The organism is Bradyrhizobium sp. (assembly GCF_047605465.1).
Lineage (GTDB): Bacteria > Pseudomonadota > Alphaproteobacteria > Rhizobiales > Xanthobacteraceae > Bradyrhizobium.
In genome coordinates this window covers 12,037-29,045 of record NZ_JASGFS010000073.1, presented here as the reverse complement: position 1 = coordinate 29,045, position 17,009 = coordinate 12,037, and the positions used below count along the sequence as shown (strand labels likewise).

Sequence of the window (17,009 nt, the reverse complement as noted above, 5' to 3'; positions counted from 1 at the left end):
GCGAGTTGCTGACCATCGAAGGCGTCATGATGCCCGGCAAGGGCAAGATGACGGTCACGGGCAATCTGCGCGACGTGATGAAGGAATCGATCTCGGCGGCGGCGTCCTACGTCCGCTCGCGTGCGATCACCTACGGCATCGAGCCGCCGCTGTTCGACCGGCGCGACATCCACGTGCACGTGCCGGAAGGCGCGACGCCGAAGGATGGTCCGTCCGCGGGCGTGGCGATGGCCACCGCGATCATCTCGGTGATGACCGGCATTCCGGTCCGCCACGATGTCGCGATGACCGGCGAGATCACGCTGCGCGGCCGCGTGCTGCCGATCGGCGGTCTGAAGGAGAAGCTGCTTGCCGCCGCGCGCGGCGGCATCAAGACGGTGCTGATCCCCGAGGACAACGCCAAGGATCTCACGGAGATTTCCGATGCGATCAAGGGCGGCATGGAGATCATCCCGGTCTCGCGCCTCGACGACGTCGTCGCCAAGGCGCTGGTGAAGAAGCCGGTTCCGATCGTCTGGGAAGAGGACACCAAGGTGACGGTGAAGCCGGACGGCGACGAAGCCGCCGGCGGCCTGACCGCTCACTGAGATCGCAAGTCGAAAAGATGATAAAACGGCGCCTTCGGGCGCCGTTTTTGTTTTGGGAACAGACCATGCGGATCGACGGGCAATGCCATTGCGGGAACATCACCTACGAGGCTGAGATCGATCCCGAGGCGGTCTCGATCTGCCATTGCCGGGATTGCCAGGCCCTGACGGGGTCACCGTTCCGGGTGACGGCGGTTTGTACCGAAGCCGACATCAGGCTCACCGGCGGGGCGCCCAAGGTCTACGGCAAGCGGGGCGACAATGGCCGGATGCGCTTCCAGCATTTTTGCGCCGATTGCGGTTCCCCGCTGTTCACGAGCGGCGAGGGCGATCAGGCCGACGATTGGGGTATCCGCTGGGGCAGCATCAGTCAGCGCGACGCGCTGCGGCCCAGCCGCCAGATCTGGTGCCAGTCGGCCGCGGTGTGGATCGATGCCGTGCCGGTGCTGCCGGGCCGTCCGGGGGATTGAGAAGGGTTCATTTGGCTGAAGCTCGTTGCCCGCCTGCGCTTGTTGCGGCTTCGGAGCTTCGGTCTGCCTCGCTCCGCGAGCGCAAGCGCGTGGGCGGTCAAGGATTCGATTCAGGTCCCAATGGCGGAGGCCGGGCACTCTCACCCGACGAAAGGGGCGCGCGCGAGAGCGCGCATCGGGGCGGGGGTCAATTACACGTCAGCGCGCCGACAGTGCCTCTGTTCTTGCTTGAGTCTCCGCCAGACTCCAGGCGACAGCCTTGAGGCACGGGCTTGCAACCTGCATTGTTGCAGTATATCTGGCCGCTCGCTTGAGGCTTGGCTGGCGCTGCTTCCCGCCCCGTCCTCTGCTCGTCCTTCCTGGTCCCGTCGTTGCGCGTCGCAACGGGCTTCTTCTCGGTCGTCTTCTCGCACTCGTTGTCATCGTTGACGCGATAGCCGGCCCGGCAGGCGATCTTGGTGCATTGGTCGCCATCGGCCCTGAAACCATGATCGCAAACCAGCGGACAGACACGGCCGGGTTTTGCCTTGAGAGCATCGAGGGCATCGGAGCTCGCGAGCTTCGCGTCGAACTTGGTGCCGGCGTACTTGTTGAACAAGCTCAGGGAGCGTTGTGCGCTTTCTCCCCAGTCGCCATTGGGCTCGGCTCTCATGCAGCCGACGCGCCGGAGTTCCGATTGCACCAGCTTCGCCGTCTCCTGCGGCGAGAGAGTCGGTTGTGATGAGGTCGGCGTCAGCACGGCGACCTTCTGGTCACTCTCGCCATTCGCTTTCGCCTCGGTCGTCTGCTTGTCCGCGGCCTGCTGGGCGATCTTGCCGGCGAGTGCCTTCTCTGCCGTCTGCTTGTCGGCCAGGGCCTTCGCAACGGCGGCCTCGATCTCCTTCCGCCGCTGCTCGGCTGCCGTGGCCTTTGCGTCTTCGATCTGCTTGGTCTTCTCGGCAGCAAGGCGGGCATCCTCCGCGACCTTCGCAGCGGATGCGGCCTTGTCCTGTTCGGTCTTCTGAGCCCGTTCGACGGCAAGCCGAGACTTTTCGTCTTCCGCCAGGCGCGCCTTTTCGACTGCCGCGGTGCGAGCTTCCTCGGCCGCGATCTTGTTGATCTGCCCTTTGGCAAGCCCCGCATAGAAGCCGTCCGGATACTGTGCGAGGAAAACGTTCCAGCCGTCGCGGGTGCCGAGTTGCAGGGCAAGTTCGTAGTTCCGGCGAACTGCGTCGTCAGGACTTGCCTGCGGACCGGGTGCTGCCGGCTTCGCTGCCACAAGTGGCACATCGTCGCCGCCAAGCGAGCCGTAGACATAGGGCTCCTGCTTGTAACCGGTGTTCTTCAAGACGTCATCGCGCACGAAGCCGAAGGCCTTGCGCAAGTCGAGGCCGGGCGTCGGCAGGCGGTCGACCAACGCCGCGGCGAACGGGCTGTTTTTCGAGTCCCCATCCGACGCCGTGGACCCAGCCTTTGCCGCGAATGCGATCATGGTGTTCGGGCTCGTCGGCTCGACCTTGGCAAGGCCGCGTCCGATCGCGCGGGACGCAACCGTTCGCTTCATGGACTTGGCGAACGGATTGTCACGGCAGGCGTCCAGGATGATGAGGCGGAGCTGCTTCGCAGGCTCAACCGTGGCCAGAACACGGTCGAGCGCAAAGGCCTCGTCGTAGACGTCGGTATCGGCTTCGAGGACCGCGTCGATGGGAATGAGATAGTTGTTGCCGTCGATCTCAATTCCGTGCCCGGCGTAGTAGATGACGGCGATCTCGGAATCGCGAGTCCTCATGCCGAAGTCTCGCAGGGCCTTACGCATCTCGGGGATGGTGAGGTCCACTTTGACCTCGACGCTGTCAAATCCGGCCTTCTTGAACATGCCCCCGACAAGCGTTGCATCGTTGACGGGGTTGGTAAGCCTGGCCACGTTCTTGTAGGCGGAGTTGCCGATCACGAGCGCGACCCGACGTTCCGCCTGGGCCGCGCCACTGGTCAGCAGGAACGCGAAAACCAACAGAAGCCAGCGTAGCGCGCCCATCTCAGCCCCGAACGATCCATGCGCAGCGTATCCAGAGGCTATCGGAAGGCAAGCGTGACTTATGTGACGTTAGTCACGCCGCGAGGCGCGCCAGTCGTTGCTCCCGCAATGCTGGTAACTAGGCCGCCTGTTCAACGCTCGCTGGTGCCCGGCTCTCCAGCATTCCGATGGAGGCGCAGAGATTGTCACGACGCGTCCGCAGCGTGAGAGCCAGGATGGGGTAGGAGAGGCTGCTGGGGTCGGCGTTGCCGGCCTTTTGTTCCTCCTCGTGGATATCGGCCTCCAGCAACCTGACCCGCCATTGCAAGTCGGCGAGCAAGGCATGGAAGTGAAGAGATGTGGTCGCGTCGAACCGGGACATGTGCCGCATGAATATCGCCTCGATCTGAAACAGACCCCGTGCAAGCTTGGGGATTGAGCTCAATGCCAGCAAGCTCGATGCCAATCGAGGTTGGAGCGCGCGGCGTCGATGCGGCAGGGGGCAGGTATCGATCCTTCATCCGCTTGGCGGAGCCGCCGAACGCGCCGGCGGCGCGTGTAATGGTGGCCTTCGCTGCCGGCTCACAGAACAGCGAGTCCTCAGGCGCCAGGACCGGCGTGCTCGGGGGCGCCCGATCGACGGATCAACGATCGCAGCGCTGCACGCCTTGCTACACGCTGAATAGGCCAAATATTTGAGTTGGTTATCTGGTGGGCGGTCACGGATTCGAACCGCGGACCCTCTCGGTGTAAACGAGATGCTCTAACCAGCTGAGCTAACCGCCCCACGGCGCCTCTTTAGCGCCCCGGCGGGGGGCGGAGCAAGGGGCGGCCTTGCCGCAACCGCGTGCATTTGACCGCTTGGGATGCTTTCGGCGTGGTAAGACCGCCGACAAAGCGACAGGGAGGGGCCTCATGCAACAGCCGAGCGGACACGCCGGGAACGCTGATCAGATCGCCTATTGGAACGGCCCGAGCGGCCAGCGCTGGGCCGATCGCCACGCCGCCCAGGAAAAGCTGCTCGGCCCCATCGCCGACGTTCTGATCGACCGTGCCAGGCCCAAGCCCGGCGAGCGCGTGATCGATGTCGGATGCGGCTCGGGGGCTACGACCGTCGCATTTGCAAAGGCGGTGGTGCCGAACGGCTTTGCGCTCGGCCTCGACGTTTCCGATCCCATGCTGTCGCAGGCGCGTGCGTTCGCGCCGAAGGGATTGCCGCTCGATTTCGTGCTGGCGGATGCGACGGTGCATCCGTTCGAGCCCGCGAGCTTCGATCTCCTCGCCTCGCGCTTCGGCGTGATGTTCTTCGCCGATCCCGTCGCTTCGTTCGTCAATCTGCGTCGTGCGTTGAAGCCGTCGGGCCGGCTCGCTTTCGCCTGCTGGCGCGAGCCCAAGCAGAACCCCTGGATGATGGCGCCGCTGATGGCGGTCTACAAGCACGTGCCGAAAATGCCGCCGGTCGGGCCGGAGGAGCCGGGCCCGTTCGCTTTCGCCGCGGAGGAGCGGGTGATGCGCATCCTCGAAGGTGCGGGCTTCGTCGACGTGGCGATGGAGCCGCACGATCTCGCGATGGACATCGCGATCGGCGGTGGGCTCGATGCCGCCGTCGACGGCTCGCTTCAGATCGGCCCGGCGAGCCGCGCGCTGCAGGGCCACCCGCCCGAGACCTGCGCCGCCGCCAGAGCTTCCATCCGCGACACGCTCGCGCCGTTTCTCAGGGGGCAGAGCGTCCCGTTGCAGGGTGCGATCTGGATCGTGACGGCGAAGGCGGCGTAGCGCTGCTTTCCGCGTCGTCATCGCGGACGTCACTGCCGAGCACTTGGCGTCATCCCGGTGTAGGCCGGGACTCAAACCCGGGGACGACATTGTGGTGCGAGGACGGGAGCCGCGAGTTCTCGTCAAACTTCGTCGTGTGATGATGGGTCCCGGATCCGCGCTTCGCTTGTCCGGGACGACACTGAAGATCGGAGCGGCCGCGCGGCCCTCAAACCACGTCATCCGGCGCCAGCGCGCAGCCGTTGTCGGGATGCGTCTCGACCTGAAGCGTGGTGTGGCCGATGCGGAACGACGTCTTCAGGAGACGCGCCGTTTCCATCAGGAACGCATCGACCGTGCCGGCCGGCATCACGAGGTGGCAGGTCAGCGCCGTTTCGGTGGTCGAGATCGGCCAGACATGGAGATCGTGGATCGCGCTGACGCCGGGCCGCTGCAGCAGGAATGCCCTGATCGCGTCGAGATCGGTGCCCTTCGGCGCGGCTGCCATCGACATGTCGACGGAGGCGCGCAGCAGGCTGGTCGTGCTCCAGAGGATGACGGCACAGATGACGAGGCTGGTCACGGGATCGAGCCAGAGCCAGCCGGTCCAGATGATCAGCGCCGCCGAGACGACGACGCCGAGCGAGACCGCGGCGTCGGCCGCCATGTGCAGATAGGCGCCCTCGATGTTGATGTCGTCCTTGCGTCCGCGCGCGAACAGCATGGCGGTGAATCCGTTGATGAGGATGCCGATGCCCGCGACCACCATCACGGTCACGCCGGCGATCGGCTCCGGCTCGCGCAGCCGCAGGATCGCCTCCCAGCCGATGGCGCCGGTTGCGACCAGCAGGAAAACGGCATTGCTGAGCGCAGCCAGGATCGTCGAGGCGCGCAGGCCGTAGGTGAAGCGCCCGCTCGGCGCCCGCCGGGCCGCGACCGAGGCGGCCCACGCCACGATTAGGCCGAGCACGTCGCTCAGGTTATGGCCGGCATCGGCGAGCAGCGCGGTGGAGTTGCCGATATAGCCGTAGAACGCTTCGGCGACGACCAGCGCGATGTTGAGCGAAATGCCGATCGCGAAGGCCTTGCCGAAATTGGCGGGCGCGTGGACATGGCCGTGGCCATGATCGTGATCATGGCCATTCCCATGGCCGCCATGGTCGTGGTGGTGATGGCCGTGATGATTGTGGCTGGCCACGTCTATCGTCCCCCGGCAGTTGTCAGATCGGACGCCATTGTAGGCGCTTCGTTCCGCGCGTCACGGCGGAACAGCACGTAGAGCGCCGGGAGCACAAGCAATGTGAGGATGGTCGAGGAGATGATGCCGCCGATGACGACGGTCGCAAGCGGCCGCTGCACCTCGGCGCCGGCACCGGTGGCGAGCGCCATCGGCACGAAGCCGAGCGAGGCGACCAGCGCGGTCATCAGCACCGGACGTAGCCGGGTCAGCGCGCCTTCGCGGACGGCGTCCGCCACGGGGCGCCCCTCGCTGCGCAGGCGCTCGATGAAGGCGATGATGACGAGGCCGTTGAGCACCGCGACGCCCGACAGCGCGATGAAGCCCACCCCGGCGCTGATCGACAGAGGAATGCCGCGCAGCAGCAGCGCCGCGATCCCGCCGCTCAAGGCCAGCGGCACGCCGCTGAACACCAGAAGCGCATCCGCCGCCGATCCCATGCCCATGAAAAGCAGCAGGAACACCAGCAGCAGCGCCACCGGCACCACGATCGTCAGCCGCTTGGTCGCGGAGACCAGTTGCTCGAACTGTCCGCCCCAGCCGATCCAGTAGCCGGGCGGCAGCTTGACCTTCTCCGCGACGGCGGATTGCGCCTCGGCCACGAAGGAGCGCAGGTCGCGCCCCCTGACATTGGCCATCACCACCACGCGGCGCTTGCCGTTCTCGCGGCTGATCTGGTTGGGGCCCGGCGCGATCTCGATCGCGGCGACGGAGGACAGCGGGACATAGCGCAGCGCGGTGCTTGCCGCGCCCGGCCAGGCGGTCCGCGTGACGGTCGCGGCGTCCTCGCTCGGCGGCAGCGGGATCGGCAGCGACTTGATCGCGTCCGGGTTGGCGCGCAGGCTTTCCGGCAGGCGCACCACGATGTCGAAGCGGCGGTCGCCTTCGAACAGCTTTCCGACCGGCTTGCCGCCGATCGCGATCTCGACGAGATTTTGCACCTCGCCGACGCTGAGGCCGTAGCGCGACAGCGCCTGACGGTCGAGCTTGACGGTGAGGATCGGCAGGCCCGCGACCTGCTCCGTCTTCACGTCGGCGGCGCCCTCGATGCCGCGAACGGCTCCATTGATCTGCTGGGCGATGCCGGCGAGCACGTCGAGATCGTCGCCGAAGACCTTGACGCCGACGTCGCTGCGGATGCCGGCAATGAGCTCGTTGAAGCGCATCTGGATCGGCTGGGTCATGCCATAGGCGGTGCCGGGCAGGGTGTTGGCGGTGTGTTCGAGCTCGGCGACCACCTCGTCCTTCGGCTTGGCCGGATCGGGCCACTGGTCGCGCGGTTTCAGCGTGACATACGTGTCGGCCACGTTCGGCGGCATCGGATCGTTGGCGATCTCGGCGGTGCCGATCCGGGAGAAGATGTTCGCCACCTCCGGAAGCTGCCTGACCGCCTTCTCCAGCCTGAGCTGCATGTCGACGCTCTGGGTCAGGCTGGTGCCGGGAATCCTGACGGTCTCGATGGTGATGTCGCCCTCGTCGAGGCTCGGGATGAACTCGCCGCCCATGCGGGTTGCGGCAAACAGGCTGCCGGCGACGATCAGCACGGCGGCGCATGCGACGCTGCCGCGATGGCGGATGGCGCGATCGAGCAGGGGCACGTAGACCCGCTTTGCTGCCCGCATGAAGATATTCTCCTTCTCCGACACCTTGCCGGTGACGAAGATCGCGACCGCGGCCGGCACGAAGGTCACCGACAGCAGCGCGGCGCCGGCCAGCGCCATCAGCACTGTGAGCGCCATCGGCGTGAACATCTTGCCCTCGGTCCCCGTCAGAGTCAGGACGGGCAGGTAGACCACGGCGATGATGAGCGTGCCGAACAGGCTCGGCTTGATGACCTCGCTGCTCGCCGCCTGGATCGTCCGCATCCGCTCGTCCAGCGACAACAGCCGGCCGCGCCGGTGCTGCTCGGCGGCAAGCAGCCGGAGGCAATTCTCCACGATGATGACCGCGCCGTCGACGATGATGCCGAAATCGATCGCGCCGAGACTCATCAGATTGGCACTGACCTTGCTCCCGACCATGCCTGAGATCGTGAACAGCATGGAGAGGGGAATGACGCAGGCGGTGATCAGGGCGGCGCGGATATTGCCGAGGATCAGGAACAGCACCGCGATCACCAGCGCCGCGCCCTCGACCAGATTCTTCTCGACGGTCGCGATGGTCGCTTCGACCAGATGGGTGCGGTCATAGACCGCGCGCGCGATCACGCCCTCAGGCAGCGATTTCGCGACCTCCTTGAGCTTTGCCGCCACGCGCTGGGCCACGGTGCGGCTGTTCTCGCCGATCAGCAGCATGGCGGTGCCGAGCACGGTCTCGCTGCCGTTTGCGGTCGCAGCGCCCGAGCGCAGGTCCTGGCCTTCCTGCACGTCGGCGACGTCGCGGATGCGGACGGGTACGCCGCCGCGCGATCCGATCACGATGTCCCTGATCTCGTCGAGATTGGCGACCTGGCCGGGCGCGCGGACGAGATATTGCTCGCCGTTGCGCTCGATATAGCCGGCGCCGACATTGGCGTTGTTCGCCGCGAGCGCCGTCATGATATCGCGGAAGCCGAGCTTGTAGGCCATCAGCCGGCCGGGGATCGGCAGCACGTGGAATTGCCGCTCATAGCCGCCGATCGAGTTGACCTCGACCACGCCGGGGACGGTGCGCAGTTGCGGCTTGATGATCCAGTCCTGGATAGTGCGCAGCTCCGTCGGCGTGAACGCGGCGCCAGTCGCCGATTTCGCGTCCGCCCTCGCCTCGACGGAATAGACGTAGATCTCGCCGAGACCGGTCGAGATCGGACCCATCGCGACCTCGACGCCGGCCGGCAATTGTTCCCGCGCCTGCTGGATGCGCTCGTTGACGAGCTGCCGCGCGAAATAGATGTCGGTGCCGTCCTGGAACACGACCGTGACCTGGCTCAGCCCGTAGCGCGAGATCGAGCGGGTGTAGTCGAGCCTGGGCAGTCCGCCCATCGCGGTCTCGATCGGGAAGGTGATGCGCTGCTCGGCTTCGAGCGGCGAGAGGCCAGGGGCGCGCGTGTTGATCTGGACCTGGACGTTGGTGACGTCGGGCACGGCGTCGATCGGCAGGCGCGTGAAGTTCCAGACCCCGAAAGCGCCCGCCGCGAGCGCGAGGAGGACGACGAGCCAGCGCTGGCGGATCGCGGCGGCGAGGAGCGCGTCAATCATGATCGGCGTCTCCCTTGCCCATCTCCGCCTTCACCACGAAGCTGTTCTCGGCGACGTAGTGCTCTCCGACCGAAAGGCCGGCCCGGATCTCCACGAAGCGGGGATCGGAATCGCCGAGCTCGACCGGGCGGGCCTCGATCTTGTCGCCATCCTCGCGCACGAACACGATGGTCCGGTTCTCCAATGTCTGGATCGCGCTCCTGCGAACGGCGACCGCGACGTTGCGCGCGGCGAGGATCAGCCGCGCCGTGACGAACAGGCCGGGGCGCAGCCGGCCGTCCGGGTTGGGCAGCACGACGCGGGCGAGCGCGGTCTGGGTCTCGCTCGAGCCGATCGGCGCGATGTAGGAGATCGTCCCCTTGATCTCGCCGCGGCCGTCGTCCGGATCGATCAGCACCTCGTCGCCGAGCCGAACGCGCCGGAGGTCGAGGCGGTAGATCGACAGGTCGACCCAGATGGTCGAGAGATCGGCGACGACGAAGGCCGGCTTCTGCTCGGAGGCGTATTCGCCGAGCGAGATCTGCCGCTCGATGATCGTGCCCGCGATCGGCGCCTTGAGTTCGTAGACCGTCAGGCTCTGGTTGCTCTCGATGGTGGCGAGCAGATCGTCCTTGCCGACCCTGTCGCCGATGCGTTTCAGGATCGAGCGCGCGACGCCCGGAAAGCGCGGCGTCACCTGCACGACAGCCTCCTGGTTGGCGCGCAGGATGCCGTTGAAGGCGAGCGTATCGGTCAGCGTAGCAGTCGCGGCCTCCGCCAGCGTGACGCCCGCTGCGGCGAGCTTGACGTCGGAAATGCGGATCCGGTCGGCGCCGTGCTCGTCCTGCTCGACATGGTCGTTCGGCTTCTCGGATTTCCTCTCGGTCGTGTGACCGGCCGGCTCGACCCTTGTCGGCCCCAGCATCGCATAGCCGGAGGCGCCGAGTGCGGCGGTCACGATGGCGATGAGGATGGTGGAGGATGTCTTCATCGCGCGCTCTCCCGGGCCAGCGCAAAGGGGTTGCCGACGAGGCCCTCGATGGTGGCCACGCCCGCGTGGAAGTTCTGCAGCGCTTCCTGCTCGCGCAGGCGCGCCTGCGTGACGCTCGCCTGGGCGTCGAGCACTTCAAGCAGCGTGAAGCGGCCCTGACCGTAGCCCTGCGAGATCGCTTCCGCCGCCTCCGTCGCCTTCGGGATCGCGGTCTCGCGCAGCACCGCAAGCTCGCGCAGCGAGCCCTGCAGCGAGTCGTAGGCGCGTCCGGCCACCACGATCAGCGTGTTGCGGTTGGTGTCGCGCTCGGCCCGGGTCTTGGCGAGGCTCTCCTGTGCGGAAAGGATGTTGCCCTGGTTCTGGTCGAAGACCGGGATCGGGACCGAGACGGTGAGGCGGACCGCATCGTCATTGGTCTCGTTGAAATGACGCCAGCCGGCGGCGATCCGCACGTCCGGATAGGGCTTGAGTCGCGCCATCAGCAGTTCCGCGTTGCGCTGTGCATAGACGGCGGTCCAGCGCACCAGTTGCGGATTGGCATCGATGGCCGCGACCACCGACTGGAACGAGGGCGGCCGCCCGGTGGTGTCGAGCCGGCCGGAGACCTCGGCGAATTTCGGCGCCGGATCGCCCATCAGCACCGCAAGCTCGCGCCGAGCGCTGGCCAGCGTCGCCTTGAAACGCTCGCGGTCGGCCTTCACCAGCGCGGAAGCGACCTCGGCGCGGCCGGTCTCGGCCGGGGAGGAGGCGCCTGCCTCGACGCGGCGGCGCAGCAGCGGCGTCAGGCGGTCGATCGCCGCGATCTGCTCGTCGAGGATCTGGATGCGCCGCTGCGCGCCGAGCACGCTCAGGAAGGCGATGGCGGTCTCCGACAGCACCTCGAGCCGGACGGCCTTGCGCTGGATCGCGGCGACCTCGATGCCGGCCTGGCCTGCGGCGATCCGGGCGTCGCGCTTGCCGAACAGCTCGAAGGCCTGGCTGATCTGCAGCGTGGTCTCGGCCGATCGCGTGCCGCGATAGGCGCCCGAGCCGAACGTATTGTCCTGCTCGTAGGACAGTTCCGGATTGATGAGCGCACCGGCCTGGATGCGCTGGCCGGTGGCGATCCCGACGTCGCGCTCCGCCGCGGTCAGGCGCGGGCTCGCGGCCAGCGCGCGCGACAGCGCGGCGCGCATGGTGAGGGTTTGGGCGTGTGAGGACAGCACCAGGAATGGGCTGATGAGAAGCACCGTCGCGCACGCCACGCGCGCGGCCGCTCGCCTGCAGAACATGAATGTGACCTGTGAGGGAAAATCGATCGGAGCCAAGGCGCCCCGGGTGATCCGTCAGGTCAGACGTTTGGGAGGCGGCGAGACCGTATCGGGCGCGACGCCGACGAGGGGCAGCTGCCGGTGCAGGATCGGTACGGCAACGACGTCGGCGGCTGCGTCGGATTGCATCGGCTGGGCCATCGCGATCGAGAAGCAACCATGGCAGTGATGGCCGGCGAGCGCCTTGTGGCCGTCATGCCCCGCGAGGCCATCGTCGAGGATCGAGGCGATCTCCGAGCCGCCGGACGGGCTGGTCACGTCGATGTCGTGGGCGCCATGGAGTGCGCCCGACAGCAGATGCAAGACCGCGACGAGCACGGCCAGCAGCCCGCGCCAGTTGCGCAGGCGGCCAAATCTGTCGGGCTGGCGGATCAACGTCACGACGTCACTCGGGTTCTCGATCCGCATGCGGTAGCATGACGGCTAGAACAGTGTCGACCCGCAACATTGTTACGTGTGGGGAACTCGATGCCGTAGCCAAATCCCCTCATGCGACTGCGAGCAAGTCGCAATGTGAAAGCGGCGCCTTCATTCGGCGGCCTCCGAAGCAGGTGCGGAGACGGAGGCCTTGTCGACAGCGCGCAACCCGAATCCCTTGACGAGCCCGAAGATCGCGGGGATCACGACCAGTGTCAGCAAGGTCGAGGAGATCATGCCGCCAATCATGGGGACGGCGATGCGCTGCATGATCTCCGATCCCGTCCCGGTGTTCCACAGGATCGGCAACAGGCCTGCCATGATTGCCACCACCGTCATCATCTTCGGTCGGACGCGCTCGACGGCGCCTTGCATGATGGCCTCGTCGAGATCCCTGCGGGTCAGCGCACGGCCTGCATGCGCGCAGCGTGCTTCAGCTTCGGCCAGCGCGTGGTCGAGATAGATCAGCATCACCACACCGGTCTCGGCCGCGACGCCCGCCAGTGCGATGAAGCCGACGACAACCGCGACCGAGAGGTTGATGCCGAGCCACCACATGAGCCACAGTCCGCCGACGAGAGCGAACGGCAGCGATAGCATCACGATCGCGGTTTCCGTGACCGAGCGGAAGTTGAGATAGAGCAGCAGGAAGATGATCAGCAGCGTCACCGGCACGACGATCTTCAGCCGCGCCGTGGCCCGCTCCAGATATTCATATTGCCCGCTCCAGACCACGTAGGAGCCCGGCGGGAACTGGATGCTCGCTTCCACCGCGCGCTGCGCATCTGCGACGTAGCCGCCGAGGTCGCGATCGCGGATGTCGACGTAGATGTAAGTGGCGAGCTGTCCGTTCTCGGTCCGGATCGAGGTCGGCCCGCGCGCCGGGGTGACGCTGGCGACCTCGCCGAGGGGAACGGCGCCGCCGGCCGGCATCGGCACGAGGATATCGCTGGCGATGGCCTTGGGATTGTCGCGCAGGTCGCGTGGATAGCGCATGTTGACCGTGAAGCGTTGACGGCCCTCGACCGTCGTCGTCACGGTCTGGCCGCCGAGCGCGGCCGCGATCGTATCCTGGACATCCTGTACCATGATGCCGTAGCGCGACAGCGCCTCGCGGTTCGGCGTGATCTCCAGATAGTAACCGCCGAGGCTGCGCTCCGCATAAGCGGAGGATGTACCGGGCACTGCCTTGAGGACCTGCTCGACCTGCCTTGCGAGCTTGTCGATTCCCGTAAGATCGGTCCCCATCACCTTGACGCCGACGGGGGTGCGGATGCCGGTCGAGAGCATGTCGATGCGGGCCCGGATCGGCATGGTCCAGGCGTTGGCGACGCCGGGAAACTGAAGCGCCTTGTCCATCTCGGCGATCAGGCTGTCGACGGTCACGCCTGTGCGCCAGTCCGCTTTCGGCTTTAGATTGACGATGGTCTCGAACATCTCCGACGGTGCGGGATCGGTCGCGGTGGCCGCACGCCCGGACTTGCCATAGACCGAGGCGACCTCGGGGAACGAACGGATGATGCGGTCCTGGGTCTGCATCAGTTCGGCGGCCTTGGTGACGGAAATGCCGGGCAGCGTCGTCGGCATGTAGAGCAGCGTGCCTTCGTCGAGGTTCGGCATGAACTCGGTGCCGAGCCGGCCGGCCGGCCAGATCGAAACGGCGATCACGCCGAGCGCGAGCAGGATCACCGGGATCTTGGCGCGCAAAACGCCTGATATCACCGGGCGATAAATCCAGATCAGGAAGCGATTGATCGGGTTTCTGTGCTCCGGAATGATCCGGCCGCGGACGAAGATCACCATCAGCGCGGGCACCAGCGTGACCGACAACAGCGCGGCAGCCGCCATCGCAAAGGTCTTGGTGAAGGCGAGCGGGCTGAACAGCCGGCCTTCCTGCGATTCCAGCGTGAAGATCGGCATGAACGACACGGTGATGATGAGCAGGCTGAAGAACAGCGCCGGGCCGACCTCGGCGGCCGCCTCGATCAGGATCGCGACCCGCGGGCGGCCGGGCTCGGCGCGTTCGAGATGCTTGTGCGCGTTCTCGATCATGACGATCGCGGCATCGATCATGGCGCCGATCGCAATCGCGATGCCGCCCAGGCTCATGATGTTGGAGCCGATCCCGAGCAGTTTCATGGCGCCGAACGCCATCAGCACGCCGACGGGAAGCATCAGGATCGCCACGAGCGCGCTGCGGACGTGAAGCAGGAACACGATGCAGACGAGCGCGACGACGACGCTCTCTTCGAGCAGCGTGTCCTTCAACGTGTCGATCGCCGCATGGATCAGATTGGAGCGGTCGTAGACCGGAACGATCTCGATGGATTTCGGCAGGCTGGTCGCGATCTCGCGGAAGCGTTTCTTGACATTCTCGATCACATCGAGCGCGTTCATGCCGAAACGCTGCAGCACGATGCCGCTCGCGACCTCGCCTTCGCCGTCGAGCTCGGCGATGCCGCGCCGCTCGTCCGGGCCCAATTCGACACGGGCGACGTCGCGCAACTTGACCGGCGTGCCGTTGTCGGTCTTCAGAACGATGCTGGCGAGATCGTCGGCGCTTCTGAGATAACCCTTGCCGCGGATGACGTATTCGAATTCGGAGAGTTCGACGGTGCGGCCGCCCACGTCGGAATTGCTGGCGCGGATCGCCTCGCGCATCTTCTGCATGCTGATGCCGAGATCGCGCATGCGCTGCGGATCGAGAATGACATTGTACTGCTTGACGAAGCCGCCGACGCTGGCGACCTCCGCGACGCCTTCGGCCCTGGCGAGTGCGAATTTCAGGTTCCAGTCCTGTACCGTCCGGGTCTCTGCAAGATTCAGCTCTTTCGACGTCACGGCATATTGGTAGACCCAGCCGACTCCGGTGGCGTCGGGGCCGATCGTCGGCGTGACACCGGCAGGCAGGCGGGCCGCCGCGCCATTGAGGAATTCGAGCACCCGCGAGCGGGCCCAGTAGATGTCGGTGCCGTCCTCGAAGATGATGTAGACGAACGACACCCCGAAAAAGGAGAAGCCGCGCACGACCTTCGATCGCGGCACCGTCAGCATGGCGGTGGTGAGGGGATAGGTGACCTGGTCTTCGATCACCTGCGGCGCCTGGCCGGGATATTCGGTGTAGACGATGACCTGGGTGTCGGAGAGATCGGGAATAGCGTCGAGCGGCAGATGGACGAGCGCATAGAAGCCTGCGGCCGCGGCAAAGCCGGTTCCGAACAGCACCAGCAGCAGATTGCGTGCCGACCATGCGATGATGCGTGCGATCATGGCCGGGCTCCCGTCGCGTTTTCGCCCGCTTCGGCAAAGCCCTTGAGGGCCGCTTTCAGATTGCTCTCGGCATCGATCAGGAAGTTGGCGGAGGTGACGACCGCATCGCCTTCGGCAAGGCCATCGCGGATTTCGACATAGCCGTCACCGTGCCGCCCGAGCTTGACGTCCCGCGGCTCGAAGCGGCCCTGTCCCTTGTCGATCAGCACGGCCTGCCGGCTGCCGGTGTCGAGCACCGCGCTCTCGGCCACGCTGAGCACCGGCGCCGGAGCGCCGGTGTCGATCTCGGCGTCGACATACATGTCGGGAAGCAACGCGAGATCGGCATTGGCGAGCTCGATCCGGACCCGCGCGGTGCGCGTGTCCTTGTTCACCTGCGGATAGATCACGCTGATCCGGCTCTCGAAATTCCGGCCGGGATAGCTGCGGGCCCGCACGGTGACGGGCTGGCCGACGGCAACATGGCCGAGGTCGCGTTCGGCGATATCGACGGTTGACCACACCTGCGAGATGTCGGCGATACGGAACAGGACGTCGCCGGGTTGGGCGCGCATGCCCTCGATCGCGTTGCGCTGGAGGACGATGCCGTCGCGCGGGGACGACCATTGGATGGTGGTCGGTACCGAATGGCTCTTCTCCATCTCGGCAATGACGGGATTGGGGACGTCGAGATTGACGAGGCGCTGCCGCGAGCCGCGGCCATAGGGCTCGATGCCGGCCGTCGTCTTCGAGGTGATCGTGGCGAGATATTCGGCGGCCGCGGACGAGACCGCCGAGCTGTAGATATCCATCAGAGGCTGTCCCTTCGTCACCCGGCTGCCGGTGGTGACGTCGGCGACCTTCTGCACGAAGCTCTCGGCGCGCATGGCGACCACCGAGACCCTGCGCTCGTCGAGCTGGATGGTGCCCGGCGCGCGAACGAGCGTCCTGATCCGGCGCAGTTCGGCGGGTTCGGACCTGACTCCGGTGCGCTGGATCCTGCCGGGCGACAGCCTCACCGAACCGTCGTCGCGATCATCGCCGTCGTAGACGGGGATGTAGTCCATCCCCATCGGGTCCTTCTTCGGCACCGGCGAGGTATCTGGCAGGCCCATCGGATTTCGATAATATCTGATCCTGCGATCGGACTTGGTCTGGATCGCGGGCTGATCGGACATATCCGTCGGAGCCGGCACGGCGACGTAGTCGCGGCCGTCCTCCGTCTTCTTCGGTGTCGGCGAATAGAGCGGCTTGCCGTCGGGGTCCTGATAATAGAGCGGGGCGGGCGCATCCGCCGCCGTGGCCGCGGACACGATGGCGCGATTCGTCGCGTGCGGATGTGGAGACCCGGCGAACAGCGTCGCGCCTGCCGCTGCTAGGATCGCAGCGGCAGCGCCCAGGAGGATATTGCGCGTCATTTCTCGGCCGTGATGACGAGCTTGTTGTCGACCGTGCCGGTTTCGCCCTGGACCTTGGCCCCGAGCGATAGCTGCCAGCGGCCGGCCATGCCGAAGGTCGCCTTGAAGCGATAGGTGCCGGGCTCCGTGCTCGGCATGGGCGTGACCTTGGTGGCCATCTCCTGCATGCCGTCGGGCGCCATGTCGAGCCGATTGGCGAAGACCACCGCATCGGGCACCGCGTTGCCGGTCGTCTTGTCGACCAGCCGCACCGTGACGATGCGATCGGCACCGGCCTGCACGGTCGGTTGAACGAGCCGGAATTCGTAGTTCTTGATCTCGGCATGGGCCGCGCCGCTGAGGGCAGCACCGAGCAGCGCGGCCATGGCGGCGCGCGCGAAATTGGACGTCGTCATTTCAATTCCTCGATTGGTCTGATGGAGCCGCC

General features: G+C 66.3%; 13 protein-coding genes and 1 tRNA gene. 3 read left to right on the top strand and 11 right to left on the bottom strand.

The genetic code is table 11. From position 1 onward, the window contains the following. Together QM712_RS31945 and QM712_RS31940 are read left to right on the top strand one after the other, a co-directional pair. On the top strand, nucleotides 1-587 hold a 587-nt coding region (locus QM712_RS31945), incomplete at its 5' end, for a S16 family serine protease (RefSeq protein WP_415027136.1). Nucleotides 588-652: 65 nt separating this feature from the next. Next, complete coding sequence (locus QM712_RS31940) at nucleotides 653-1,057, top strand: GFA family protein (protein WP_415027135.1); 405 nt, start codon at nucleotides 653-655, stop codon at nucleotides 1,055-1,057. Nucleotides 1,058-1,244: 187 nt separating this feature from the next. On the opposite strand, the gene QM712_RS31935 is transcribed toward QM712_RS31940, so the two are convergent. From QM712_RS31935 to QM712_RS31925, 3 genes are all read right to left on the bottom strand, one after another. Next, the gene (locus QM712_RS31935; RefSeq protein WP_415027134.1) at nucleotides 1,245-3,071 is read right to left on the bottom strand and encodes a caspase family protein; all 1,827 of its coding nucleotides are present in this window, start codon (nucleotides 3,069-3,071) and stop codon (nucleotides 1,245-1,247) included. 118 nt (nucleotides 3,072-3,189) lie between these two features. Beyond that, a complete protein-coding gene (locus tag QM712_RS31930; RefSeq protein WP_415027133.1) occupies nucleotides 3,190-3,504 on the bottom strand; it encodes a hypothetical protein in 315 nt (104 codons plus the stop codon). 255 nt (nucleotides 3,505-3,759) lie between these two features. Further along, nucleotides 3,760-3,836: transfer RNA gene (locus QM712_RS31925), tRNA-Val, on the bottom strand. Between the two features lie 129 nt (nucleotides 3,837-3,965). On the opposite strand from QM712_RS31925, the gene QM712_RS31920 reads away from it, so the two are divergent. Further along, complete coding sequence (locus QM712_RS31920; RefSeq protein WP_415027132.1) at nucleotides 3,966-4,826, top strand: methyltransferase domain-containing protein; 861 nt, start codon at nucleotides 3,966-3,968, stop codon at nucleotides 4,824-4,826. A gap of 208 nt (nucleotides 4,827-5,034) precedes the next feature. On the opposite strand, the gene QM712_RS31915 is transcribed toward QM712_RS31920, so the two are convergent. From QM712_RS31915 to QM712_RS31880, 8 genes are all read right to left on the bottom strand, one after another. Further along, a complete protein-coding gene (locus QM712_RS31915; RefSeq protein ID WP_415027131.1) occupies nucleotides 5,035-6,003 on the bottom strand; it encodes a cation diffusion facilitator family transporter in 969 nt (322 codons plus the stop codon). A 2-nt stretch (nucleotides 6,004-6,005) separates the two neighbouring features. Continuing rightward, the gene (locus QM712_RS31910; RefSeq protein WP_415027130.1) at nucleotides 6,006-9,218 is read right to left on the bottom strand and encodes an efflux RND transporter permease subunit; all 3,213 of its coding nucleotides are present in this window, start codon (nucleotides 9,216-9,218) and stop codon (nucleotides 6,006-6,008) included. Further along, entirely contained in the window at nucleotides 9,211-10,188 is a 978-nt protein-coding gene (ihpB, locus tag QM712_RS31905) for a divalent metal ion exporter adaptor subunit IhpB (RefSeq protein WP_415027129.1), read from the bottom strand. Before ihpB ends, QM712_RS31910 begins: the two co-directional genes overlap by 8 nt. Continuing rightward, nucleotides 10,185-11,459 carry a divalent metal ion exporter subunit IhpA gene (ihpA, locus tag QM712_RS31900; protein ID WP_415027128.1) on the bottom strand — a complete coding sequence of 425 codons (1,275 nt, stop codon included), beginning with the start codon at nucleotides 11,457-11,459 and terminating at the stop codon, nucleotides 10,185-10,187. The genes ihpB and ihpA overlap by 4 nt, the downstream gene beginning before the upstream one ends. 54 nt (nucleotides 11,460-11,513) lie before the next feature. Beyond that, nucleotides 11,514-11,906 (bottom strand): hypothetical protein, encoded by a 393-nt coding sequence (locus QM712_RS31895; protein WP_415027127.1) that lies wholly within the window; start codon nucleotides 11,904-11,906, stop codon nucleotides 11,514-11,516. 120 nt (nucleotides 11,907-12,026) lie between these two features. Next, nucleotides 12,027-15,185 carry an efflux RND transporter permease subunit gene (locus tag QM712_RS31890; RefSeq protein WP_415027126.1) on the bottom strand — a complete coding sequence of 1,053 codons (3,159 nt, stop codon included), beginning with the start codon at nucleotides 15,183-15,185 and terminating at the stop codon, nucleotides 12,027-12,029. Beyond that, complete coding sequence (locus QM712_RS31885; RefSeq protein ID WP_415027125.1) at nucleotides 15,182-16,582, bottom strand: efflux RND transporter periplasmic adaptor subunit; 1,401 nt, start codon at nucleotides 16,580-16,582, stop codon at nucleotides 15,182-15,184. Before QM712_RS31885 ends, QM712_RS31890 begins: the two co-directional genes overlap by 4 nt. Beyond that, nucleotides 16,579-16,977: a FixH family protein gene (locus tag QM712_RS31880; RefSeq protein WP_415027124.1), complete on the bottom strand. Its 399-nt coding sequence runs from the start codon at nucleotides 16,975-16,977 to the stop codon at nucleotides 16,579-16,581. Before QM712_RS31880 ends, QM712_RS31885 begins: the two co-directional genes overlap by 4 nt. Between the last annotated feature and the right edge of the window lie 32 nt (nucleotides 16,978-17,009).

Bases quoted from the DNA above. Each gene is read 5' to 3' on its own strand.
- QM712_RS31895 (WP_415027127.1), bottom strand. From the start codon at position 11,906: ATGCGGATCGAGAACCCGAGTGACGTCGTGACGTTGATCCGCCAGCCC.
- QM712_RS31920 (WP_415027132.1), top strand. From the start codon at position 3,966: ATGCAACAGCCGAGCGGACACGCCGGGAACGCTGATCAGATCGCCTAT.
- ihpB (WP_415027129.1), bottom strand. From the start codon at position 10,188: ATGAAGACATCCTCCACCATCCTCATCGCCATCGTGACCGCCGCACTC.
- ihpA (WP_415027128.1), bottom strand. From the start codon at position 11,459: ATGTTCTGCAGGCGAGCGGCCGCGCGCGTGGCGTGCGCGACGGTGCTT.
- QM712_RS31885 (WP_415027125.1), bottom strand. From the start codon at position 16,582: ATGACGCGCAATATCCTCCTGGGCGCTGCCGCTGCGATCCTAGCAGCG.
- QM712_RS31910 (WP_415027130.1), bottom strand. From the start codon at position 9,218: ATGATTGACGCGCTCCTCGCCGCCGCGATCCGCCAGCGCTGGCTCGTC.
- QM712_RS31935 (WP_415027134.1), bottom strand. From the start codon at position 3,071: ATGGGCGCGCTACGCTGGCTTCTGTTGGTTTTCGCGTTCCTGCTGACC.
- QM712_RS31940 (WP_415027135.1), top strand. From the start codon at position 653: ATGCGGATCGACGGGCAATGCCATTGCGGGAACATCACCTACGAGGCT.
- QM712_RS31880 (WP_415027124.1), bottom strand. From the start codon at position 16,977: ATGACGACGTCCAATTTCGCGCGCGCCGCCATGGCCGCGCTGCTCGGT.
- QM712_RS31890 (WP_415027126.1), bottom strand. From the start codon at position 15,185: ATGATCGCACGCATCATCGCATGGTCGGCACGCAATCTGCTGCTGGTG.